Below are 23722 nucleotides of genomic sequence, written 5' to 3'. Positions count from 1 at the left end.
GTTTGTGTGACCGGGCTGTCATAGATGAGGGCTATTCTGTCTCCCCTCCCCTCTTCGATATGGCGGTCGAGGCAGTTGTAACAGGTGTTCAGCTCGCCCCCCTAAAATCAGTTATAAAAGTGTGGATCTCCGGCGGTGGTGGGGGAGGGGTGGGGAGCGTGATGCTGGTTGGGAGAGGGGATTTGTCTTGCAATGTGAAGAAGATATCAGCTCACCATATTGATTCGATCTCTCACTGCTGAGTCTCATATGGATTTACTGCCTTGATTCCGGGAACCTTCCTGAAATGTGCATCTTCTGTATATATCGTATGAATATGGTTTTCCAGCATTGTTGCAGCCAGCAGGGCATCCCAGAAATGGAGCTTATGCTGTTCTTTAATCTTATGGGCATGGATGATTGTCGTGCCTGTGTAGTGAACGAGATTCCATCCCTGGTATGAGGTAATCGTATGAATGAATCGCTGGATATTTTCAGAAGGCATTGGATCTGCGACCTTCTCGGTGACAACAACTGAGAATTCTGCAAGGTTTTGGTAAGACAGAGAATACCTTCTCTCTGATTTGAAACAGCCTGCGATGAGCTGATGAGAGATATCCCGTTTATTTGCCGCGTCTTCATCAAAGAGATAGACCAGTATGTTGGTATCGATGAGCGGTGGTGCTTCACCGGTCATAGAGATCCTTCCTGTAGCGATATTTCTTCTCTCCAAAATGGTATGTCTTCCTGATAAGATCCAATGCATCCTGTGCAATGGCTTCCTGCGTCTTCTCGTGAATCCAGAGTTTCATCGCATCGGTTGCAGCTTCGCCCAGGTACCCTTTTCGCTCCCCGATAACCTTCCTGGCTGTGTTCCGAAAGCGCCGCTCTGTTTCATCGTCGATGCTGAGTGTGATCGTACCCATGAGTGTAAGTATATTCTGTATTTATTTAAATGTTTACTCAATCTAAGTATGTTTATGTACGAGGGTGGTGGAGGCGTTCCCTGATCTGCCACTTCTCTCTGTTCCTGCTCACAGCTCCGGGACTCATTATTTATTCAATCCTGCCTTGCCTGCATCTCCGAATAAATCTCCCCGATCCTGCCCCAGCACGCTTCCCCGTGGTACTTCCAGTCTTTAGCCGAGAGTCCGGAGGTGGATGGAGCGACGAATACGGAGCTCTCCCCAATCATCTCAGATTGTATGCCATATTCGATATCACTTCTCTTTAAGGCGTTTCTGGCGGCTTCCTTCCCATTGAAGACGATGAAGCGGGGTTTATATTCCAGCATTTTCTGCATGAAGCTCCCGGTGTCGTACTCTGATTTTGTCAGGGATCTGTCGGATCCCGACTCTGTCTTATTCAGATCGGTAAGCCCGATGCCGTATTCCAGCACAATCCTGCAATCGTCGATGGAAGCTGGCATTACGTTCTCTCTGCCGGTTATCCGGGAGAACTGCGGCCAGAATTTATTTCCAGGCCCGCAATAGTAGCATCCCCTCTCTGCTGACTTCCTGCTGGCGGCAGATCCGCAAAAGATGATGAGCAGGTTATGGGCTAGGATATCTTCGAGAATGTGCATGCCCTGTCTCCGATTCTTCCCGTAAGATTATCTATAACCCCACCCGTAAACCCACCTGTTAACTCACCTGTAAACCTACCCCTAAACCCACCGGCAACTCTATTGAGCAACCGCTTCTTCCACGATCCTGATCTCGTCTTCGGTAAGCCCGTAGAGCTCATACACCTCTTTATCAATCCCGGCATCTATCGCCTCAATCTGCCGCATCAGGAGTTCGCGTGCATGTGCCTCCCGCACCCCGCCCACCTTCGTATTCAGATCAAGTATCCGTTCGACAAGGGCAACAATTCGATCATGCCGGGCAACGTCATCGGGGTTGGAGGGATCGATGGTGCGGATTGGGAAATCCTTGAAGAAAACGGAACTCGGCTCGTAAAAACCTCCACGAAGCTTGGGTAAAAGGTATTCAAATAAAAAATGGTTGAGTTTACTATTTAGTATCCCAAGCAGGAAATGATCATTTAAAGGTATGATGAAACACTTCTGATTTGCGTAATGTAAGTTTGTATCAAAAGTAAATTCAGGTTTTTTAAGAATATTCGGATATATTATTTTTGGCTGATCAAACTCCTTGTAATATTGTGAACCAAATCTTTGAAGTGCGTACCATTCATATCGCACCCCTGTTTCAGTTTGGTTCCTTGTGCTTAAATCCCTCTTAAAATTTTGAAGATGTTTGTATATAGCAGGATATTGATTTTTAAACTCTATTTCCGCTTTTTGTGAAGCACCTTGTATTGAAGGATCATCTTGCAGAGGGAAGTGCCATGGAATATAAAGTAGATACGAATTGGTTTTCAGAGGTTGATACCGCTTCACATCCCTTCCTGCCAGAAATGGCTTGATAACCTCCTCGCTCTTTGGCTCTTCGGCAATAAGTCGATCCCGTGTTTCTGCATCGATAACGAATGCCTGATTCAAGCCTGTCTTGATTCCATAGTATATCTTCCCCTGCACATACTCGCCAAGTGGGATTCCTTTCTGCTTGAGCTTGCTGAGCAACCCCTGCACACCGCCATCTGCAAGCGACCATCCACCATCGTCCAGCTCATCCTGATTAACTGGATACCTGTTCTCCTCAACATATGCGGAGAGATCAGGGAAATCCAGAGTTTTTACCTGAGCTACATCGAAGGTGGAATTGGCTCTCCCTCCCCCAACCGTGATGATGCAGGGATAGGTGGTTGCGTTCGTAAAGACCGGGAGATCACCAAAGTCCACAATCTCCTCGATCTGTTTTGTCTTCAGCCATTGCCTAAGCGGTTTGCCGTAGTTTGCCCTCATCCACTTGTTTGCAACGATGTAGGAGAACCTGCCATCTTTTCCGAGGAGAGAGATGCCCTTCTCAATGAAATATGCGTACAGATCGGCTGTTCCTGCATAGACGGCATACTGGTTCTTGAAGTAATCTTTCTGCCCTTTGAGCAGTTCCTGCCGTACATACGGTGGGTTCCCGATCACCGCATCGAACCCTCCCCTCTGCATGATATCGGGGAACTCGCGTTTCCAGTCGAAGGGGTTGATCTGGTGAATCTCCTCATCCGTGAAGGTGTTCTGAACTGTTGTATAGATATCCGGTCCGATGAGGGAGTTCCCGCACTTGATATTCCTGTGCAGGGAAGGGAGTGCCCGCTCTGCGAAGAGTTTCAGCTGTTTTGAGATCGTCTCTTCGTTCTCGCCTTCGAGCACCTTCAGCAGGAGGGAAAGCTTGGTTACTTCGACAGCCTGTGTGTCGATATCCACGCCGAAGATGTTGTTTAGGAGAATCCTCTTCCGCTCAGCTGAGGTGAGCTGCCACGTGCTCCTGACACGGGGGACAGATCCATCACCTGATGCAAAGATCGGCAGTTCAACGTGATCGTTCTGTGCTCGGGATCTGGATTTTGCGCCTTTCTTCCCGGGTGCCTCCTGATACTGTGATGGGATGAGTGCCTGCACCTCTTTTGAGGTTGCTCCCTTCCCCTTGATCACCGGCACCAGGTGTTCGATGTACCAGTCGCGATGCCAGTCAAGGAGATACTGGTATGCCCCGATCAGAAACGATCCCGATCCACAGGCGGGATCGAGTATTTTGATCTCCGAGACCTCCTTTGGAGTCTTACCGGAAACAAGCTCGCCGACTGTCTTCTCAACGATATAATCGACGATATAGGTCGGCGTGTAGAAGACTCCTCCCGCCTTCCTGACCTCCGGCTTGTATTCGACCTCAGCCCGTCCGGCTTTGGTGAGCCGGATCACCTTTCCGAGGAACTGTTCATAGACATGGCCAAGAATCTCAGTCGGGATAACCGAGAATTCAAAAGGACTCTCAGGGTAATAGAGGCGATTGATGATCTCCTTGAGTACCTTATCGTCGATTGCAACTGAGAGGGAGAGGATATCCGGAATCTCCGTCCTGCCTCTTTCTTCCTGGAAATAGAAGAGCCCTGAGTTGTAGCGGTCATCTGCCTCAATGAAGATCTCACAGAGCCGCTTGTAGATCCCTGCACCTTCCCGGAGATCGTTTAGCCTCCCATATCTCTCAATACCCCGATCCTCGCAGATCCTGAGGAAGATGATCCGGTCAATGGTGCGCTGGACAACGGTATTCAGCTCTTCCAGCGTGATCTCATTCCGAAGTGCGATATTTCTTGCAAGGAGATCCCGCCATTTCTCGATATCCTCAAGGAACGCATCATCCACCCTGGCAGTTCCCCGCTTCCCTTTCTTGGACTCGGCAAACCTGTCGAATGATCCGAGCTTAATCGACTCCTGTGCGAATATCTCCTCGATCCAGCTCCACTTCTCCGGGTATTCCTTGAACGTGAAATAGGCGATCCGGGCGGTTGCGGCGGTATCGCTTTTGCCAATCGGGATGGTGCAGTCATAGACTGCAAACTCTTCAAAATCTGTCAGTATGCTCAGTTTGAGGTTTGCATTCCAGGCATATCTCCTGAGCTGGAGGGCTGCATTGGTATCGTCTTTTATATTGACATCAGGCTTCTTTGCCTCGACAATGAATTTTGTCTGCCCGCCGATCCGGAATGCATAATCGATGAAGAGCGTCTTCCCCCGGATCTTAATCGGCTCTTCGTGGGCGACTTCCTTGTATGCCTCGGAGTATCCCTTGTTATTATCGACATCCCATCCGAGGGCATGGAAGAAGGGATCGAGGAACTGCCGCCTGAGTTCGGTTTCGTTCTTCTGCCCCCGGAGGTATGAGGGGAGATGAAAACCGAAACGCTCGACAAGGTGTTGTATTGCTTCAGGGCATGCAGCCGAATCAACCATTGTAATCAATTGGAGGGATGGGATTTTGGAAGAGAAAAAGGGGTATGATCTGAAGCTCTAAATTCTGATCGGATTATCGGGTTTTATCTGCCAGAAATCTCTCTGAAAGCAGGGTGATATCCTGAAGATCAATGACGTGGTACCCCTCATCCCTGAGCTGTTCTTTCCCGTGAATCTCCCTGGCGATCAGTGCATAGCGTTCTTCCCGCTCGCCGTTTCTCCATCGCACGTGTTCTGCCTTCTCCCTGAGAGCTGCCATGATGGATCGTGCTTCCCGGATGCTCAGTTTGGACCATTTGCATTCACAGAAGAGTGCGGCAACTGTTCGTTCATCGAGTCCGACGATATCAATCTCTATCTCATTCTGCCACCATCGCCCCAGGCGTGAGTATGGCGTATCCGGAAACAGGATTCCTCTCCGTACCAGATCTTCAATAAGTATCTCAAACATCTCTCCACAATATGGAGCGATTGAGTCCTGAATCGAATGAAGAACCGCCTCCACCTTGCCGGTTTCAGTCTCTGCCCGCCTTGGATACACAAAGCGGAACCAGAATGTGAGATAGGGGTCAGACAAACGGTAATGCCGTCTCCTGAACCCCGCATGTGCGGTTACCGGAGCTTCATCCCGAATGAGCTGCATACGTGAGAGTGTTGCAAGATATTTGGATACCATCCCTTTATCAAGTCCGGTTGCCTGGCAGATTGCTGATAGTGTTGTATGTCCGGAGACAAGGGCGCGAAGAATCGAGATATAGTTGCCAGCTTCCCGAAACTCATAGTGCATCAGGAGTTCTGCCTCAGAGTATAGGTATGCACCCTTTGTCAGGATCTGCTCCTCCACATTCTCCCAGAAGGAGAGATCAGGGTTGAATAATCTGAGATATGCCGGTATTCCTCCAAGGATGCACCATGTCAGAATCAGGTCATGCTCAGTATAGGGGAGGATCTCCCGGAGGTAGGGGTAGGGAAGCGGCTCAACCTGCCACTGTCCTGTTCTTCTGCCGTACAGGGGGCTTGTGTATGCCAGTACTTCACTTTCCATTGCGCTCACTGATGATCCTGAGATGATAAGCATCACCGGCTCATCGGCGAGGATCTGATCCCATATCTTCTGGAAGATTGATGGAGTTGCTTTATCCCGTCCGATTAGGTACGGAAACTCATCGATTACCATCACAACTTTCTCTCCATCTGGTGGTGCAAATCTTCGGTGTGATATAAGTGCCTGAATGACCGCCTTCCAATCCGGATAACTTCCCCGCTCAAAATCAGGATCCTGGAGGTATTCTCCTGCATAGTGCGCAAAATCTGAAATATTCAGGGCTGTTCCCTCTTCGGAGGCAAGGAAGTAGAAGCCTTTTGCCTTCTTTAGGAATTGGGCGAGGAGAGTTGTCTTCCCGACACGCCGCCTGCCATAGATGATTATGCACTCCGGCTTCTGTGAATGGTATCGATCAAGAAGGAACCGGAGCTCATCATTCCGGTCGACGAAGATTTGTTGATACATAAGTATACTACTTTAATGTCAACTTACAAGATAAAGGTGATGGCGTGAGGTGGACACCAGGTATGAGGCTATCAAAAAGACCACTTTATCTCTGTTAGATGGTCTCAGGTGGATCAGTTTATGATGAGCGAATACGAAATCTTATGTCCTATGCTCTTCTATGGGTTACTATGGCAACAACGATTCAACTTCAGCCGGAGACAAAATCCCGTCTGGATGAATTAAAAATACATCCCCGGGAGAGTTATGATGAGACGCTCAACCGCCTTCTGGATATAGCATATGACCCAGAACCCCTCTCTGAAGAGACATTGCAGCAGATAGAGGAAGGGATCGCAGATATACGGGCCGGTCGCTTGCGCTCACTTGAAGATATTGCTTTGGAACTGGGTCTGGAATGATCTGGCGAGTCCTCTTCACTCCGAAAGCGGAACGTGACTTGAAACGTCTTCCAATGTCTGAGGAGCAGCGGATAAAAGATGAACTAACTGCTCTCGCAGAAGAATCATATCCTTGCTTACACATAAAAAAACTGAAGGGACACCAAAGCATTCCGATTTACTCTTATCGGATAGGGCGGTATCGGATTATGCTCACTATTGAGGATGATGTGATGGTCATCTTTGTGATTGAGATCGGAGATAGAAGCAAACGTATTGATTTAACGACTTTAAAATAGAGCCGCCGGAGGGAGTTGAACCCTCGACCTGCTGATTACGAATCAGCCGCTATGCCGGGCTAAGCCACGGCGGCACTGCGACCATTCTATTGGCTTTGAAAAGGTTAAAAGGTTCTGCTCTTTTCAGCATCGCGGTATCATTTCTGGTTTCGCTCTCGTGCAGACTGTCGTAGAGACTATCGTTCTGACATCGCTTACGAGTATCCCCGCATCGTCACCGAGTCGCCTGCCTGCTGCTCCTGGGGGGGCTCGATGGTGCCGAACTTGGATTCAAACTCTGCGACACTCTGCTGGAGCACTGCAAGGAACTTTTTTGCATGTTTTGGGCTGATGGTGACGATGGACTTTGCCTTTGCCTGGTTGATATTTGGTATCTGATGGAGGAAGAGGAAGGTGAATTCGTCGTCCCTGAAGGCGATCTGGATCATATTGCTGTAGACGGGATCGAGATCCTGCGGCACATTTACGGTTATTTCTTTGGAAGCCATGCAAATCTATTAGCGGAGTGAAAAGAAAAGCTTTCTTACGCATGTCTGCGCCTGCAAGACCACCAGAGCCACAGCTCATCCCTGTTTCCACACTTGTCCGCACCTCGGTCTGCCCGGTCCGGGTGTACCTGGAACGGCATGAAGGGATCACAGAGCCGCCGGAATACACCATTGCAAAACAGGTCGGCTACCATCTGGGAGCAGTTGCGTTATCTCAAACCCCGGTGGCTGTGGAATCGGAGGCTCTGTCATCTGTTGGATCTTCACAGGATCCGACCATCCATCCAGATCCCCACGTTGAGATAATCTGGGAGGAGATCCGACTCGTCCGGCCCGATATCGACGATTCAATGAAAGAGTACCTCAAAGGGTGTATCGCTGCCTGCCAGGGGCTTGCCTGGGAGGAGCCTGTCGCAGCCGATGTTGCCTGTGCAAACAGGAAGTACGGCATCTCCGGGCGGATCGACTGGATATTCAGCAGCAAACCTGCAATCGGTATCCTCAGGGCAGGCCGTGCCCCGACCTATGGGGTCTGGAAGCAGGATCGGATTCGGGCGGCCGCATACCTGCTGGCGGCAGAAGAGATGGAACAGCTGAATTGTGGAGGGCGCCCCCTCTCCGAAGTCCGGATCGCCTATATTCCATCCGGTATCATCCGGACGGTCGCCCCCACCGCCTCAGACAGGCGGAGCCTCCTCGCCGCCCTCAGGAAGGCAGAAGCGATCTACCGCGGCGAAACCCCGCAGGCACCGCCGGATGCCCCCTGCGACCGCTGCCCGAAGAGGGAATCCTGCACCCGTGGCGCCGGCGAGCCGCAGACGCTCTTTGACCGGTTCTTCAGGAAAAAGTGAATTTTGGAGGGGATATACCGAAAAAGAGGGCGGAAACAGATTGGCAGATAGAAACGAGATCCCCTGAAAAATTGATCACCTGTTCAGAAGTGTTCTTGAGAGGATGTACTCGCCCCGTGCCTCGCGGGTGGTGCCGACGATCAGCCATTTTTCATCTCCATGATCCTCGACAACACCTGCTGCCTCGATCACTTCTCCTGCGAGTGCCTGTCCGGCATAGGTATGGGTGAAGGAGAGGACATAGCTGATCTCCTCGTGGTCGATTGCATAGACGGACGGGTTGTCAAATGCAAGGGAGGCATCGGTCACGGTCGCCTCGATCACATCCCGGCCGATTGGAACTCCTTTTTTGATCGGAACGGCGTTCTGCCCGGCATATCCACGAGAGAAGAGAAGGTCGAAGTAGGTACCTTCATACTCGCCCCGGTTGTATTTCCGGGCTTCATGGGCGACGAAGTCGTCAAAAGAGATCTCGGGAAGACGCTTCCTGTAGACCTTCCTCCACATCTCCTCGCTCATCTCCGGGATCTTCCCCGCTGAAACCGCATCGGCAAGCTGTCGCTGTGCTGAAAACCAGTGTTCTCCATAGACGACGAGATCGATATCGGATGCCTCGTTCTCAAGCCCGCAGAGGAGGGAGCCGGTGCAGCCGAAACTCTTCTTTGGGAGGCTGAAGAGATTTGCGAGGCTCCTGACACGGGGGTTCTGCTGCATGATCCGGTCCATCTCCTCTTCCGGCTTCAGGACAGAGGTGATCTGATCCAGCGGGATCCGATGAACGGTATCATTCCAATCGGGATGGTGCTCACGAATCCAGGCGAATGCCTCATCAAACTCGATCTTCCGGTACCGCTTACCATTCACACAGGTTCGCTCACCATCAGGATCAGGGAGGTACCTCAGGATGCAGCCTGCCCGTTCGTAATTGTCGTAGACTGAAACGGCATATATCCCGCCATCTTTATCGACTAAAAAATCACGAAGCCGGATCGGCTTCTCCATCCGCTTAATCTCCATACAGCTCAGTCCATATCGATGAGGAACCTGACGATCTCATCGAGCTGTGAGCCCGGCCTGATGATCTCTTTCGTATGCAGATCCACAACCGTGCTTGGCGTTCCCGGCAGTTCTCCCCCCTCGATGAAGAGCTCGTGCCGGACATTCACGTCATTTTTGGTCCTTGGCGAGATATCGCCTGAAAGGTTTGCGCTGGTTGCGGTGATCGGGGCATCCAGCTCGCTGATGATCGAAAGCGCTATTCTGTGATCCGGCCAGCGGATCCCGATCATCCCGGTGCCGCCGGTCAGTTCTGTAGGGACACAGCTCTTTGCCTTCAGGATCACTGTCACGGGGCCGGGGAGGAACCGGTTGATGAACGCTTCTGCCGCCGGATCAAGATAAGCAACACAGGCGAGCATCTCGATATCCGATACCGCAATTGAGATCGGTTTTCCCCTAAGCCGGTTCTTTGCTTCATATACCCGCTCGATTGCAATATCCGAGAAGGCATCCCCGCCAATCCCATACACCGTCTCGGTCGGGTAGACGATTAACCCGTCATGCCTGAGGATCGAAACGGCCTGCTGTATGATATCATCCATATCTTTCATAGTACCAGATCACCTCTTTGGAATGTGTCTTCAAAACGTTAAAATTCGCGCCCCTTCACCCTGCTGATGTCAAAGATAGCCTTTTCTGAGACATGCATCACGGCAAAGACTCCTGCCTGGATTGGGTCCGTGACAACAAGGTCAGCATGTTTTGTGACACTTCCCGCCATCTTCAGAGCAATCACCGGTATTCCTTCTGCCTTCACGTTCTCGACTGCCCGGCTGATCTTTCCGCCCATGATCGATCCGGCAAGCACCAGGATCGAGGCACGGGGGAGGCGTGTCACCGCATCGACTGCGAGTGCCAGCGTATCTTCCCCGACAAGCGGGATGGTATCGACCGAGATCCGTTCTCCCCGGATATTATGGCGGTCAGCCTCATTCACGGCACCCATAGCCACCTGTGCAACCTGGGCTCCACCGCCGATGATGATCACCCGCTGCCCGAAGATCTTCGAAAACGTCTCATGGGTTTCGACCTCAAGAATCTGGGAAAGGGCAGTCAGCGCAGCAACGATTGATCCGAAGTTGTCATCCACCTCGATCTCCATATCAACCCATGCAAAGCCGGTCTCAGGTCCGCGTTTGATGATCTCCTGCTGGATCGTCAGAATATTCCCATTATGTTCGGCCAGAGTGGTTGCGATATCGCGGAGAACGCCTTTTTTATTCTCGGTGATCAGGCTGATGGCATAGCTTGAAGAAGAGTCCATTCTGATGCGATAACCGGGATTCGAACCCGGGCTAGAGGCTTGGGAAGCCCCTGTCCTACCACTAGACTATTATCGTGCCCCCTGATTTTATCTCTTTTCTGGCATATAGAGATTATTGTTTCATCCGATATCGTCACACATTAAAAAGGATATCTGAAGCTGTTGCATGAAGGATTTTCATTATACAATAAGGTGAATTTTGATCCGCATCTTAAGAGAAAAACGCTTTAACAGGCTTTTTTAAGTTTAATCTGTTAACCAGATTCTCCTTCAGGAGATATGTAATGGTTCATGCAACAGCCTCTTATACTCGTCAAAAAGGGATTCAATCTCCCATCTGAATCCATACAGAGCAGCTATATCATCAACTGAAAACTCTTCATGGGAGAGATTTGTCAGGTACAGATTGCAACTGTCGGATGTTTGTGCAGAGTAGCAGAAAAGATGACCACCTGAAGGAAGATAACCGGGTATATCTTCCTGAGCCTCTGACAGAACCCGGTTTCTTTGGCAAGTTCATGCAGTCTGTGGTAGGGGAAGAGCCCCTCCACTTTTTTCTCAATAATTTGACTTTCTTTTTCAAAATAAAGCGAGATATTGGCATTATCTTGTAACTTAATAATGGTATCGAATTGATGCGCTGAAGGGGATCGCGAAAAATTATGAAGTGTTTTCAGAAAAGTGTGAATTCAGGGGTTGTTGACCTTAACCTGACATTAGTGGTGGTGTGTGGTGTGGGTTGAGAAGAGATCAGGATAAGGGGTGCTGACCTGTTACAACATAACTGTTACAACATAAGTAATTTAAAGGAGTGAAACTATATGAAACATTATGAATGCAGAAGAATACAAAAAAATTATCTCCGACGCTATTGAAAATGAAGTAGAGGCCTATACGTTTTATAAAACTATTGCCGAAAAAGTCAGCGGGCCTGCTATGAAATCTTTATTCGCAGAGCTTGCCGAAGAAGAAAAATCCCATAGGGAGTTACTTCAGGGATATCTAACAAAAGATGTTGCGGAACTCAAATTTGATCCCTCGCATGACTACAAAGTCGTCCATGAAACCACAATGCCCAACCTCACTCCAGATCTTAAACCAGTCGATGGTCTTGTCATTGCAATGAAGAAAGAACTTGCGGCCATGCAGATGTACACACAATTTGCAAAAGCAAGCACCACCATCGAGCAGAAGATGGTCTTTGAGCAACTCGCAAATATGGAGAGAGGTCATAAAGCCCGACTTGAAGACATCTATGTTAACATGGCTTTTCCGGAATCCTGGTAACCACACAAAATTTATCCTCTTTTCGTAAGTGGTCAGCCATCTGAAGCGCTGTCCACACTATAATTTTTCCAGATTTAATTATCTCGTTACTTTCAGCTTTTAAGTGACAATATAAAGATATCTGAGGTAATCCCTCCCCATCTAAAGGAAGGGGACTCTTTGCAATTTTAGTTGAATTACTTATAATAGTAAATTAGTATGCCCCACCTGATCAAGGTGGAATGATGATCTGATGCATATAAGAGGAAACCCCCTATGCGATATATGCGATAACCGGGATTCGAACCCGGGCTAGAGGCTTGGGAAGCCCCTGTCCTACCACTAGACTATTATCGCGCTCCCTCATTTTATCTCTTTTCTGGCATATAGAGATTATTGTTTCATCCGATATCGTCACACATTAAAAAGGATATCTGAAGCTGTTGCATGAAGGATTTTCATTATACAATAAGGTGAATTTTGATCCGCATCTTAAGAGAAAAACGCTTTAACAGGCTCTTTTAAGTTTAATCTGTTAACCAGATTCTCCTTCAGGAGATATGTAATGGTTCATGCAACAGCCTCTTATACTCGTCAAAAAGGGATTCAATCTCCCATCTGAATCCATACAGAGCAGCTATATCATCAACTGAAAACTCTTCATGGGAGAGATTTGTCAGGTACAGATGCCATTTCCCAGTCTCAGGATGGACCCGGCCAACACACCGAAACTGCTGGTACACACTACATTTCTTGTGAGAACAACCACCGGTCATTTTGACCTTGATGGTTACCGTTGCATCAACAGAGGTTCCTCCGAGTACTTTGAGCACATGTTTGAGATCCTTGCCGGTGAACATCTCCCGTTGTGCAGCAGTGACTGGTGAGTGAAATCGTGTGATGATGAGACAACTGTCTTTCTTGACTCTGGACACAAAATACCCCCCATATTTGTCTATTTTCGAGAAGGAGTGATAACAGTAGAATCCCAGATCGATGAGCAGGAGCGATCCTTTCACCCAGTGACCGATTCGAAGTGTCTTGACCTCAACTGTGCGTTCAGGAACGAGAGAAACGGTTTGTGGACTATTTGCAAGGACATTGAGGAGATAACTGACCTTGATCCCGGCAGCTATCTTTTTGGCACGGGTGGCGGGAAACCTCTCTGCAAGCTTCTCATGGAGCCTGATAATTGAAGAATCCTGGATGAAGATTGTGGCAAACTTCCGGTATCGTTCCCGGAGCTCCAGAGAGAGACCGATCACCGGTGAATGGATACAGTCATTCAAAACTCTCTGCATGAATTTCAGTGATACGTCTTCAAATCGTTCAATAAAGCTCGAATAGGCAATAATTGAAACTCCATCGTGGATTTGCGGTGATAACATAGGGGAATCAACAAGTGCCGCTCCCTCCCGCTCCCGGAAGATCACATCTCCGATATAGGGTTAGCCATCCGGATTCTTCATGAGGAATGTAATTGAGGTATCGGTGAATTCTTCGATTTCAACCGGCTCAAATGGTTTCAGGCTCACGGATATCTCCATCCCATATACTCTGCACGGTAATCTGCTCAATAAATACCAGCAGCTGGGAGTCAATATCCATCGCAGTGATCGATCGCTCGCCAGGAAGGCAGCCGATATCGGAGCTGATGTCGACATTCCTCTCCTTAGTAAGCCGGGGACCATCAGGTGTATTGAACATGAAGATTCTCTCACCGGGTCTCCAGTTTGTGGGGGCAAGAGGAACTGCACGGCTTCTCTACCCAGCGATTGTTACAAAGAGATCGACTGCTTTTCCCTGTTCTGCGCCCGTTGTGTTTAGGGTAATCGTATCCCCGCCCCTATGCCGGAGTTCTATATAGGGTGTGCCATCGGGATTATGGAGCTCGCTCTCAATGGCGAGGTACGGCGGCTGGACGATTGTGGGGGTGAGGTTGAAGATTGAGCCATAGATGATGATGGCGAAGACAGAGACGAGAGCGATCATCAGGAGTACGCCGATTACCTGGGAGACTGCGTCGTTGGTAGCGGTTTTCATCTCTGTTCCTGTTCTATTCTATTCTGTATTGTTCCTTTAAAAAAAATGAGTGTAGGGGTTCAAACACCCTTATTCAGAACGGATAATCATTTGGATCTCCGATGTACTGGTCAAGGTTTTTGAAAGTAACCTGTGTTCCGCCACTTGTCACATAGAACCCGTCACGGGCGATGACGACACCTTCGAGGAATGCTCCGTTAAAAGTTACCCTGCCATTTGGTGCAAAGAATACGCCGGTAACGCCACTCTCCCCTATTCCGGTAATTGTTATATCACCAGTACGTGCGATGATGATCACATTCGTTGCCGTGGGTTGCCAGCTTGTGGGTGAGTAGCTGTCAGCAAATACCTTCATATTGCTCGTCAAAGCTCCATCGGACACGTACCCACGATCTGAATACCAGTCAGCTGGTTTCGCAGGCGGGATCTCCTGATCCGGCATGTCGAACCCAGGAACCGTTGCCTGATGGATGCATTTGGCAAGGATATCTCCCGGGTAATTTCCTGGATGGGCAATCGTCCCAGTATAATAGATTCGTGTATCTGGAGAGAGCGTTGGCGTATTTCCAAGTTTTAGATTGCCATTAACATACACATTGTCATGGATGTGAGCATCTTTAAGATCAAAGTTGCCATTAACATAGATATCTCCATAGATATCCCGCTGTCCAGTCCAGAGCCTCATATCTCCGTTCACGTAGATATTACCCGGCTGAGTTAATGATCCAAGCCCTGCACTTCCAGAATTGAGATTCACATTTCCATCAATGTATATCGTTGAGACTGCAACGGTTGCGCCCTGATTTAAATCTGAGGTGACAAGGCCGCCATTAATCACCACCGTTGCTCCAGGGCCATTGATATTACCTCCTTGGAAATTCAGGACATTCCCATAGACAAAGACATTCTCATTGATTACAAAGTCAACAAATGACTCTCCTTCGACCGTTATATAATCGATCTTCGTCCCGGTCACGTTCGCATCTAAATTATTCACATCCTTCTTCGTCACCGTCAGGCTGACAGTATACGTCCCAGCTGTCACATAGGTGTGGGTGGGGTTCTGGAGTGTCGATGTACCTCCGTCCCCAAAGTCCCATGCCCACGCAGTCGGTGAATGCGAGGTTAGATCGGTAAACTGCACCGCAAGCGGGGCAGTGCCGTTGGTAACATCGGAGGTGAAGTCAACAACCGGCGGGCATCCGGCATTATAGTTATCCAGGATCTCCTGCGGGGTGAATGCCCGTTCATGTGTCCCAAGGCAGAGGATGTTGCCGTCGAATTTTCGTTCCATCGATGTAGGATCAGGCCACTCGATGCCGGCAGGGCCGCCGATCTGGTATAAGCCGGGCGATGGGATCAGTCCCGATCTATTGACAGAAACACTGTTCTCTTCAACCCCATTCACATAGATGCGGAGGTGTCCTGTCTCCTGGTTGTAGACGCCGACAACATAGTACCATATTCCCTCAAGGGGAGTAGTTGTACTCTGGCGGAATGTCCTGACATTATCAGCTGTCCTGATGGCAATCTCAAAGTTCTGATTATTCCGATTATGCTGAAGGTGATAGCGGCTGTTTCCATCTGAGTTCCCATCGACAACGATCGTCGCCCACCGCTGATCGTTGGCGTCCGGTGTTGGATTCCTGTTCCATCTGACCCATGACTCTGCCGTGAACCCTATTCCAGAGCTGGTGACCGTGATATAGCCCGTCTTTGTCTCAACCCCGGATCCCTCATCTCCTGATGCAAACAGGCTGACCGTGTAGTTGCCGGGTGAGGTGTAGATATGGGTTGGGTTCTGGGCGGTCGATGTTCCACCATCCCCAAATGTCCATGACCAAGAACGGTTCCCTGATAACCCGGTTGAGAGATCGGTGAAATTGACGAGCAGTGGCGTATCTCCATTCAATGGAGTGGCAGCAAAATCAACCTGGTACCCTACCGGATCGGTGCAGAAGCTCTCGATGACGCGGTCTGTCATGTTTGGAGACTCCCATCTGAGCTGGAGGGAGGCAGCCCCTGTATTCTCAAACATCTTTACCCGCACCGGATGATATCCAGTTTCCAGATATTTTGTGCCTGTAACTGTAGTGGGTGCATGGAAACCCCAGTTGTCAACCACCGGTGTATCAGCATCATCGATCTCGTTGATCCAGAGGCGTGAGCCATCATCGGAGCGGAGTGAGAATGTATAAGTATCTGCCGTATCAACGACCAGATACCCCTCATAGATGATGCTGAAGTCATTCTGTTTCGCAAGTGTTGCGTCGGGCCAGTTCACTTCATCAGTCGGCTCTCCATACTGGCTGACCGCCTGGGCATCGGCAAACCGGAGGCGCGGATCGATCCGTATGACCGGGATGCCGGAGAAGACCTGTTGTGGGTAGTAGAATCCGCGAAGACCCGGGTTGCAGGGTTGCTGCTCGAAGTTCGCCACAAGGGTTACATCTCCTGCCGGCATCGTGAAGGTGAATGCAGATGTATTGGCTATCTCCACGCCATTCTGTGTCCAGTTGATGAACTGATAGCCTGCACTGGCTTGGGCAGATACGGGAATTTCTTCTCCAGCCTCATACAGGCCTGAGCCATTGACGGTTCCACCCACCAATGGATCGGCAACAAGTGTGAGAGTATATTTCACCGTTGGATCCATCTCGAAGTTCGCCACCAGCGTCACACTTTCTGCTGGCATCGTATAGGTGAAACCTGGTGATGTACTGACCAATACGCCATTTCGTGTCCAGTTGCTGAAGGTCCACCCCGGATTGGCAGAAGCACTGACCGAAACCGAAGTCCCGGCTTCATAATCTCCTGCCCCTGTCAGCGTCCCCGCTCCAGCTGGTGAGGCAGTGAGAGTAAGTTGATAGGTATCTCCCCACGGCCCTGGCGGTACCCCGATATCCCCGATAGTGAAGAGGAGTGCCGGGACTTCCGGTCCGGTATGGACGATCTGCACACTGATATCATCCCGGTATGGCATGAGATCAACGGGAAGGATAAGCCAGTCTCCGGCACCATATTCCCCCCAGCTCTCACCTTCAAGAATAAAATTAGAAGTTTGATCCACGCCATCCACAAAGATTCTGGTCTTCTCCCGGAAAAGCGTATCACCGCCACGATGGATCAGAATCAGGTTCCCTGACTCATTATGGATATCCACCCGGAGCGCCGGCACTTCAGCAGGCGGCCCCTGGGAGAGGAGGCTCACCCCGACGATCCCAATGACCAGGACGATCAAAGCGGAGAGGATCAGCGTGCCGACCAGTTCTGAGGAGGCGGTGGTGTGGAAAGTATTTTTTTTTATAACCATAATAATTAACCCTAGTTAAATTAGGATGGTGACCAGTAGAGTATGTCATTTCGTTCAATTTTCGATACATTTCCGACGAACTGCAAATAACCATCGTTCTGTTTCTTTGCGAAATTTAGAATGAGAAGCGAAGGCTCTGCGGGTTCAATATTATAGAATTTCCATCTATTGGTGTCTGGACCCTCAACTTCCGGGTTTGTCTGGTTTTTGATGAATAACCTTGTAAATATATTTTGGGGTGTTCCACCCACCTGCAATGTGAGGGTTGAATCATACTTCTTAAAAGATAAAATCCAGCTATCAATGAGATTTGTATTTGTAAATGATTGCTGGCCTGTTTGACCTGGATTAATGTAAATATTCGTGTTATCTCCAGCAAATGCCCAACCCTTCCCTCCCACAGAGAAGATATTGGCACTGACCTGATTGGCATCTACATACTGAATAGCAAGCCTGTCATTTACATTGAGATCTGTTATGACTGGAGGGTTATTTCCCTGACCTGGTGTGACAATATACGAACCTGTGCTATTAATTGTCATATTTACCCAGCCTGAAAGGGATGCGGAATTGCCGAGCCTGTATCGTGTTAGGTAGATCGCATCATTATTCAGTTCCTCTGAAAATTTACTGATATATGTAATATTAAGATAATTTTCCAGCTCTTCCTGCGTACACTGCCCCCCGGGACCTGGTTTAGGCGCCGGCCCTGGCGTGATAGGCACACCGCCTCCGGTCACCTGCCCGATACTGATCTCGCGGATAAGATTCTGCTGCCCGCCGCGGGTGGAGATGATCTGAATGCGTTGTGGCGTTGTTGTTATCGGTATTTCGAGGACTTCACCTATCTCCCACGGCCATCCCCCGGATGGTGCCGGGATCGGATCAACGGGATTCCCATCAAGAAGAAGAGCAAACTCCCCGGGAACCATCGGATCCCCTCCATCATGATAAATATACAGCGTGGTTGTAGTGTTGCCCGCAATGACATTCAGATCCTGTGTCTGCACAGGCGGTGGCTGAGAGAGGAATCCTACGCCAACAATAGCTACCGCAAGTACCACCAGTGATATGAGGAGGATTGCCCCTATGACCTCAGAAACTGCTGAATTCTGTTGCATCATGTAGCTCCTGTTGCAATTGACTGCACCGAGACGGTGTAATATATATATCTATACTGGACTTTTTCAGGCCCCCCCTGGAGATCGATTTTGACAACATCCGGAGGACCGCGATAAATATTACATGCACCTGATGAAACTCCAGACTGGAATCGTAACTCCTTCAGGGCATTCTCCCACCCGCGTGCAACATTGGCGTCCTCAAGATAGATGGTAATATTTGAGTAAGGTGTACCTGGTGCAGGTATCATGGAATAGCTCTGTGTCCGATTCGTCATTTTGGTATCGATACGAACCGGCCCCTGCCCTGAAAGTCCAACCTGCCCGGCTCCTGCCAGTTTTACCAGGGCAATAAATGTACCTCCTGTCTCAAAATTGATAAGTGGAGAGACACGTGCGACAGTCCCTGATGACTGTTTGAGGAAGACCCCCCCCATCTGGTAATAGTATGACTGCGGGATCCAGTAATGGTTTGTTGCGTCATATTCAAGTCTGCCCATTTCGAACTCGATGACAGCGGGTGCACCATCCTTGCTAATCTCAATTCTTTCCACGCCACCGGATGCGGCAGGCTGATTCGCCACTGCTATAGCTCCGGTAGATCCGATGGGGCTCATCACTGGCAGGAACAAACCCCCTGCCTGGGTGGCACCACCCTGTGATCCAAGCGTGAGCGAATTCGAGAAGGTTACACCGGTAAGTGACTTATAGGGATCATTCGGCTCATGATTCACCCACAACGAATCCGCCGTCACCTTATATTGCGTGAACCAGGTCCGGACATAGTTCATATGCTCGATCTCCTGCTGCCGCCCTTCCGCAGGAACCACATACACCATCCAGAGGGAGAGGAAGATCATGAGAATAGCAATAATCAGGATGAACCCAATCACTTCAGAGAGGGCATCATCCGATCGTGGTTTTTTCGATCCAGCAGTATCAGATCGTACATTCCGGGACCGGTTCAATCGCCTCGGCATGATGATACATAGCATCATCATAATGAAAAAGGTACTTATCAGAATAACCTCCCCACACACCCCGCCATCCGTCCGCATACTGTTTTACTCTTTCATGACGAATAGAGAGGTACAGATCCAAATGACACTCCCCACCCCACGTTCAATCCACATACAAAATCCCACACCCGCGAGGCGATCCCATGGACAATGACGAGATCGCGTCCGACCATATGGAGCGGGCCGGCCCCCCTCTCCCGGAGAACCTCAGCAACGGCTGTATCCTCTGCTACCAGGGGGCAAAGCTCGTCCTCTTCATAACCGGCCTCTGCGACCGCACCTGCTGGTACTGCCCCCTCTCGGTCGAGAGAAAAGACCTTGATGTCGTCTTCGCAAACGACAAGCCGGTTCATTCAGATGCCGACCTCATCGCCGAGGCAGAGGCGATGGATGCACTTGGGACCGGTGTTACCGGCGGCGAGCCCCTCCTCTTTATTGATCGGACAGTTCACTACTGCAAACTCCTGAAAGATCACTTCGGAAAGAATCACCAGATCCATCTCTATACCGGCCGGGCGCCGACAGAAGCAGATTTAGCCGCACTTCAGGGGGTTGTTGACGAGATCCGGATGCACCCGGATTACGAAGTCTGGGATCATATCATGGAGACGGACTATCCGGCATCCGCAAGGCGGGCAAAAGAGATGGGCTTTGACATCGGGATTGAAGTTCCCTCCCTCCCCGGTATCGGGAACCTCAGGCCAATGCTCCCACTGCTTGACTTCTTCAATATCAACGAGCTTGAGTGGGGCGAGACCTGTGCTGACGAGATGCGGAAACGCGGCATGGAGTCGGAAGAGGGTCTCTATAATGCAATCAGGGGGGCAAAAGACTGGGCAGACGAGATCAGTGACGATCCGAAGGTTCATTTCTGCTCCTCAGGTTTTAAGGACGCCGTCCAGCTGAGGGAGCGGCTCATACGGATAGCAACCATGACCGCCCGGAACCTTGATGAGATCACCGATGACGGCACCATCGTCTACGGGAGGATCAGATCCAACACCGATCTCAGCCAGATCCTCGCCACATTCGAAGAAGAGAGCTATGAACTCCAGCCGGATGGAAGCGTCGAATGTGAGTGGTGGCTCCTTGATGACCTGAAAGGAGAGCCCGGCCTTGAACTTGAGATCATCGAACGGTACCCAAATAACGGCATGATCGTGGAGATAGAACCGCTATGACACTCAGATCCCTCCTGGAACCCCTCTACTTCCGCATCCTGCGATCGTCGATTACCCATATCCCGACCCATATCGCGATCATCATGGATGGAAACCGGCGATATGCAAAAGAGAGGGGGCAGAAGACGGGGTTTGGGCACCGGCAGGGGGCAAACACCACCGAGACGATGCTCGAATGGGCACGGGAATTTGGGATCAAACACATCACCCTCTATGCCTTCTCGACCGAGAACTTCCGGCGGAGTGAAGAAGAGCTTGCAGAACTCTTCGAACTCTTCAAAGACCGGTTCTTAAAAGTACTGAATGACGAGCGGGTACACAGAAACAAGATCCGTGTCAGGATGGTCGGCGACAAGAACCTCCTCCCGTATGATGTCCTATCTTGTATCGAAGAAGCAGAAGAAGCAACAAAAGAGTACAGCAACCACTACCTCAATGTCGCCATCGCCTACGGAGGGAGGAACGAGATCGTCCATGCCGCCCGCCGCCTCGTCTCACAGGTTCGGGCAGGCACCCTCAGATCAGACGAGATCACCCCGGCGATGGTCGAGGAGAACCTTTACGGCGGCCTCGGCCTCCCGCCGGTTGATTTGATCATCAGAACCGGGAACGAATACAGAACATCAAACTTCCTGCCATGGCTCGCAAACGGAAACGAATCCTCAGTCTACTTCTGCGCACCATACTGGCCGCAGTTTCGGAAAATAGATCTGCTCAGGGCGATCCGGGTCTATGATCAGAGAAGACGATCAGGCCCCAAACCGTCGTGCCCGTGACTGGAAATCCCTGATCGCACGGAGGAGATCGGTCTTCCTGAAGAACTCCCAGTTTACATCAAGGAAGAAGAGTTCGGAATAGACCGACTGCCAGATGAGAAAATCGGTGAGGTGGCTCCCGCCAGTCTTTATGATCAGATCGGGTGCTGACCTGAAGGTGAGATGCGACTCGATCGTCTCCTCGGTGAGATCACATGGGTCAACTCCTTCATCCGCTATCTTTTGAATGCTCTCTGTGATCTCCTCCCTCCCGCTTCTGCCAACGACGATCAGAACCGGGAGCCCTTCTCCTGCAAGAAACACCTCATCTTTCAGATGCAGCTCGAGACGGGCATGCCGGGAAACTGCCTTCAAGTCATCAATGAAAGGCATCACGCAGGAGAGATCATCGGTATCGATATGGAAGGTTAGCATCCCGATCCCCGGCACACCCTCTGACCACCTGACGACATCGTTGATCCGCTCAGGCGCAGAACGGAGATCGAATACCGTCAGCATAAAACAGATCTCGCGGGGGGGAGTTGTGATCTCCCGCATCAGCAGGTATTCATAGAGCCTGTGTATCATCTGAAATAGTCCAGTAATCCGGGTAATGAATAGGTATTCAGAATATCGCGAGCTCCGCACCAGCCACGCCGGGCCGTCGTCACGCCATATCTCATCGCGGCAAAATCTCCCGGCCCATGGGAGTCGGTCCCGATTGCAATCTTCACTCCTAGTTCTTTTGCCGTCTTCAAATAAATATCATCAAGGTCGAGCCGGTATGGTGAAGCATTCAGTTCAACTGCCACCCCTGCCTCTCGTGCAGCCTCAAGGATCCGGGGAATATCAATTGCAGATGGCTCCCTCCTCTGAATCAGCCGCCCGGTGGGGTGGCCGATGATATCGACATGCTCGTTCTCTATTGCTGTTATCACCCGCCTTGTGATCTGATCGCTTTCCTGGTGAAGCGAGGAATGAACCGAAGCGATGACGAGATCGAGATCGGCGAGGACAGAATCCGGCAGCCCCAGACTTCCATCAGTCAGGATATCTACCTCGATACCAGCGAGTATCCGGCAGTCATGGTTTCGGTTTGCGATCTCGATCTCATGTGCCTGTTCGAAAAGCCCTTCCGGTGTGAGGCCCCGTGCAACCCCGAGTGAGGCGGAATGGTCAGAACAGAGGATGTATTCGTATCCAAGCGCATCTGCGGTTGCCGCCAGCTCGTCAACCGAAAGGGATCCATCAGATCCGGTTGTGTGGGCATGGAGATCCCCCCTGATATCTGATAGTTCAACCAGTTGTGGCAGCGTTCCGGCTTCTGCAGCAGCAACCTCGCCGCGATCTTCCCGGAGCTCAGGAGGAATGAAATGGAGACCGAGAAGCGAAAAGACCTGATCCTCGGTTGCGCACCGGGTCATCTCCCCGTTCTGTTTATTGAGCAGCCCGTATTCATTCAGCTGCATACCGCGTGCAATCGCCCGCTCGCGGAGCCGGATATTAAACTCCTTTGATCCGGTGAGGTACAGAAGCGTCGCACCAAACTCTATTGTATCTGCAAACCGGATATCAATTCGTTTCCCACGATAGAAGAATGAAGTCTTCTTCATACCCTCATCGATCATCTCACTGGCAATCTCCCTGATCCTGGGATTGACCGATTGTGCAGGCTCGGTCGTCACAATATCGATATCGCCGACCGTGCTCCTGCCGCGCCTGAGTGACCCGGCATACGAATATGTCCCCGGAATGAGTATGGCTGCAACCTCTCCGGCAATCTCCTCTGCCTCCGATATGAGCATCCTCCCGGATCTGTTCTTATAGATCCTGACCGCCCTGAGGATCTCTTCTTCCTTCTTCTCTCCAAACCCCCGCAAGCCCCGGATCCGCCGCCCGCGGGCGGCGGTTTCAAGCTCTGCAATCGAGGTGATATTCAGGTGGCTCCAGAGCTTCTGCACCGTCTTTGGCCCGACACCATCCAGTTCAAGCAGTTCCGGAAGATCAGGGGGCACCTTCTCCATCAGGGTTTCGAGTTCAGAGCAGGTCCCGGTCTCAGCAATAGCAAGAATGGCCTCTGATGTCCCCTTCCCGATACCATCCAGTGCCATCAGTTCATTTTGGGTCATTGTCAGAACAGCGTGTGGGCTCCTCCGCACCGCCTCTGCTGCGCGCTGGTACGCACGGACTTTGAATTGATTCTCACCGATTACGAGAAGGAGATCGGCCACCCTCTCAAGCACCCCGGCAACCTCCGCATTCACCCCGCTTCCCATAGCCGGTATTGGTATCCATCTCCTTATAGATGCATGCATTTTCCTCCAAAAGGCATACTATAT

At 50.4% G+C, this 23722-nt stretch carries 23 protein-coding genes and 3 tRNA genes; 6 read left to right on the top strand and 20 right to left on the bottom strand.

The window, feature by feature from the left end:
* Positions 1 to 232: 232 nt before the first annotated feature.
* The 5 genes from ACZ44I_RS07635 to ACZ44I_RS07615 form a co-directional block, all read right to left on the bottom strand.
* The gene (locus tag ACZ44I_RS07635; protein WP_464551117.1) at positions 233 to 676 is read right to left on the bottom strand and encodes a PIN domain-containing protein; all 444 of its coding nucleotides are present in this window, start codon (positions 674 to 676) and stop codon (positions 233 to 235) included.
* Positions 666 to 905, bottom strand: coding sequence for a hypothetical protein (locus ACZ44I_RS07630; RefSeq protein ID WP_464551119.1), 240 nt, complete (start codon positions 903 to 905; stop codon positions 666 to 668). The genes ACZ44I_RS07635 and ACZ44I_RS07630 overlap by 11 nt, the downstream gene beginning before the upstream one ends.
* A gap of 134 nt (positions 906 to 1039) precedes the next feature.
* Complete coding sequence (locus ACZ44I_RS07625) at positions 1040 to 1564, bottom strand: mismatch-specific DNA-glycosylase (RefSeq protein WP_464551121.1); 525 nt, start codon at positions 1562 to 1564, stop codon at positions 1040 to 1042.
* A 99-nt stretch (positions 1565 to 1663) separates the two neighbouring features.
* Positions 1664 to 4834, bottom strand: coding sequence for an Eco57I restriction-modification methylase domain-containing protein (locus ACZ44I_RS07620; RefSeq protein ID WP_464551640.1), 3171 nt, complete (start codon positions 4832 to 4834; stop codon positions 1664 to 1666).
* A gap of 73 nt (positions 4835 to 4907) precedes the next feature.
* Entirely contained in the window at positions 4908 to 6344 is a 1437-nt protein-coding gene (locus ACZ44I_RS07615) for an ATP-binding protein (RefSeq protein ID WP_464551122.1), read from the bottom strand.
* A gap of 170 nt (positions 6345 to 6514) precedes the next feature.
* Here ACZ44I_RS07615 and ACZ44I_RS07610 point away from each other — a divergent pair, with 170 nt between their 5' ends.
* Together ACZ44I_RS07610 and ACZ44I_RS07605 are read left to right on the top strand one after the other, a co-directional pair.
* Positions 6515 to 6745, top strand: a complete 231-nt coding sequence (locus tag ACZ44I_RS07610) for a DUF7557 family protein (RefSeq protein ID WP_211529605.1) — start codon at positions 6515 to 6517, stop codon at positions 6743 to 6745.
* Positions 6742 to 7023: a type II toxin-antitoxin system RelE family toxin gene (locus tag ACZ44I_RS07605; protein ID WP_464576458.1), complete on the top strand. Its 282-nt coding sequence runs from the start codon at positions 6742 to 6744 to the stop codon at positions 7021 to 7023. Before ACZ44I_RS07610 ends, ACZ44I_RS07605 begins: the two co-directional genes overlap by 4 nt.
* On the opposite strand, the gene ACZ44I_RS07600 is transcribed toward ACZ44I_RS07605, so the two are convergent.
* Positions 7024 to 7097: transfer RNA gene (locus ACZ44I_RS07600), tRNA-Thr, on the bottom strand.
* Positions 7098 to 7217: 120 nt separating this feature from the next.
* Positions 7218 to 7511: a DUF3467 domain-containing protein gene (locus tag ACZ44I_RS07595; protein WP_300329746.1), complete on the bottom strand. Its 294-nt coding sequence runs from the start codon at positions 7509 to 7511 to the stop codon at positions 7218 to 7220.
* 41 nt (positions 7512 to 7552) lie between these two features.
* Here ACZ44I_RS07595 and ACZ44I_RS07590 point away from each other — a divergent pair, with 41 nt between their 5' ends.
* Complete coding sequence (locus tag ACZ44I_RS07590) at positions 7553 to 8362, top strand: PD-(D/E)XK nuclease family protein (RefSeq protein ID WP_464551124.1); 810 nt, start codon at positions 7553 to 7555, stop codon at positions 8360 to 8362.
* 75 nt (positions 8363 to 8437) lie between these two features.
* On the opposite strand, the gene ACZ44I_RS07585 is transcribed toward ACZ44I_RS07590, so the two are convergent.
* The 4 genes from ACZ44I_RS07585 to ACZ44I_RS07570 form a co-directional block, all read right to left on the bottom strand.
* The gene (locus ACZ44I_RS07585; protein ID WP_464551126.1) at positions 8438 to 9364 is read right to left on the bottom strand and encodes a nucleotidyltransferase domain-containing protein; all 927 of its coding nucleotides are present in this window, start codon (positions 9362 to 9364) and stop codon (positions 8438 to 8440) included.
* Between the two features lie 20 nt (positions 9365 to 9384).
* Complete coding sequence (locus ACZ44I_RS07580) at positions 9385 to 9963, bottom strand: L-threonylcarbamoyladenylate synthase (protein WP_464551642.1); 579 nt, start codon at positions 9961 to 9963, stop codon at positions 9385 to 9387.
* A gap of 47 nt (positions 9964 to 10010) precedes the next feature.
* Positions 10011 to 10685 carry a DUF5612 domain-containing protein gene (locus ACZ44I_RS07575; RefSeq protein ID WP_464551128.1) on the bottom strand — a complete coding sequence of 225 codons (675 nt, stop codon included), beginning with the start codon at positions 10683 to 10685 and terminating at the stop codon, positions 10011 to 10013.
* 5 nt (positions 10686 to 10690) lie between these two features.
* Positions 10691 to 10761: transfer RNA gene (locus tag ACZ44I_RS07570), tRNA-Gly, on the bottom strand.
* A gap of 755 nt (positions 10762 to 11516) precedes the next feature.
* Here ACZ44I_RS07570 and ACZ44I_RS07565 point away from each other — a divergent pair.
* Positions 11517 to 11972, top strand: a complete 456-nt coding sequence (locus ACZ44I_RS07565; RefSeq protein WP_464551129.1) for a ferritin-like domain-containing protein — start codon at positions 11517 to 11519, stop codon at positions 11970 to 11972.
* Positions 11973 to 12237: 265 nt separating this feature from the next.
* On the opposite strand, the gene ACZ44I_RS07560 is transcribed toward ACZ44I_RS07565, so the two are convergent.
* The 7 genes from ACZ44I_RS07560 to ACZ44I_RS07530 form a co-directional block, all read right to left on the bottom strand.
* Positions 12238 to 12308: transfer RNA gene (locus ACZ44I_RS07560), tRNA-Gly, on the bottom strand.
* A gap of 194 nt (positions 12309 to 12502) precedes the next feature.
* Complete coding sequence (locus ACZ44I_RS07555; RefSeq protein ID WP_464551131.1) at positions 12503 to 13384, bottom strand: IS4 family transposase; 882 nt, start codon at positions 13382 to 13384, stop codon at positions 12503 to 12505.
* A gap of 82 nt (positions 13385 to 13466) precedes the next feature.
* The gene (locus ACZ44I_RS07550; RefSeq protein ID WP_464551133.1) at positions 13467 to 13658 is read right to left on the bottom strand and encodes a hypothetical protein; all 192 of its coding nucleotides are present in this window, start codon (positions 13656 to 13658) and stop codon (positions 13467 to 13469) included.
* Positions 13659 to 13715: 57 nt separating this feature from the next.
* Positions 13716 to 13994, bottom strand: coding sequence for a type IV pilin N-terminal domain-containing protein (locus tag ACZ44I_RS07545; RefSeq protein WP_464551134.1), 279 nt, complete (start codon positions 13992 to 13994; stop codon positions 13716 to 13718).
* 73 nt (positions 13995 to 14067) lie between these two features.
* Complete coding sequence (locus ACZ44I_RS07540) at positions 14068 to 17307, bottom strand: PKD domain-containing protein (RefSeq protein WP_464551136.1); 3240 nt, start codon at positions 17305 to 17307, stop codon at positions 14068 to 14070.
* Positions 17308 to 17327: 20 nt separating this feature from the next.
* Entirely contained in the window at positions 17328 to 18431 is a 1104-nt protein-coding gene (locus ACZ44I_RS07535) for a type IV pilin N-terminal domain-containing protein (protein WP_464551138.1), read from the bottom strand.
* Complete coding sequence (locus tag ACZ44I_RS07530) at positions 18428 to 19408, bottom strand: hypothetical protein (protein WP_464551140.1); 981 nt, start codon at positions 19406 to 19408, stop codon at positions 18428 to 18430. Before ACZ44I_RS07530 ends, ACZ44I_RS07535 begins: the two co-directional genes overlap by 4 nt.
* A gap of 182 nt (positions 19409 to 19590) precedes the next feature.
* On the opposite strand from ACZ44I_RS07530, the gene ACZ44I_RS07525 reads away from it, so the two are divergent.
* Positions 19591 to 20628: a DUF8061 domain-containing protein gene (locus tag ACZ44I_RS07525; RefSeq protein WP_464551142.1), complete on the top strand. Its 1038-nt coding sequence runs from the start codon at positions 19591 to 19593 to the stop codon at positions 20626 to 20628.
* Positions 20625 to 21404: a polyprenyl diphosphate synthase gene (uppS, locus tag ACZ44I_RS07520; protein ID WP_464551144.1), complete on the top strand. Its 780-nt coding sequence runs from the start codon at positions 20625 to 20627 to the stop codon at positions 21402 to 21404. The genes ACZ44I_RS07525 and uppS overlap by 4 nt, the downstream gene beginning before the upstream one ends.
* Here uppS and ACZ44I_RS07515 read toward each other — a convergent pair.
* Together ACZ44I_RS07515 and polX are read right to left on the bottom strand one after the other, a co-directional pair.
* Positions 21378 to 21971 carry an undecaprenyl diphosphate synthase family protein gene (locus tag ACZ44I_RS07515; protein ID WP_464551146.1) on the bottom strand — a complete coding sequence of 198 codons (594 nt, stop codon included), beginning with the start codon at positions 21969 to 21971 and terminating at the stop codon, positions 21378 to 21380. The genes uppS and ACZ44I_RS07515 overlap by 27 nt on opposite strands.
* Positions 21968 to 23659 carry a DNA polymerase/3'-5' exonuclease PolX gene (gene polX / locus ACZ44I_RS07510; RefSeq protein WP_464576456.1) on the bottom strand — a complete coding sequence of 564 codons (1692 nt, stop codon included), beginning with the start codon at positions 23657 to 23659 and terminating at the stop codon, positions 21968 to 21970. Before polX ends, ACZ44I_RS07515 begins: the two co-directional genes overlap by 4 nt.
* Positions 23660 to 23722: the final 63 nt, after the last annotated feature.

Source organism: Methanocalculus pumilus (genome assembly GCF_055382585.1).
This window is presented reverse-complemented; position numbering and strand designations above follow the sequence as displayed.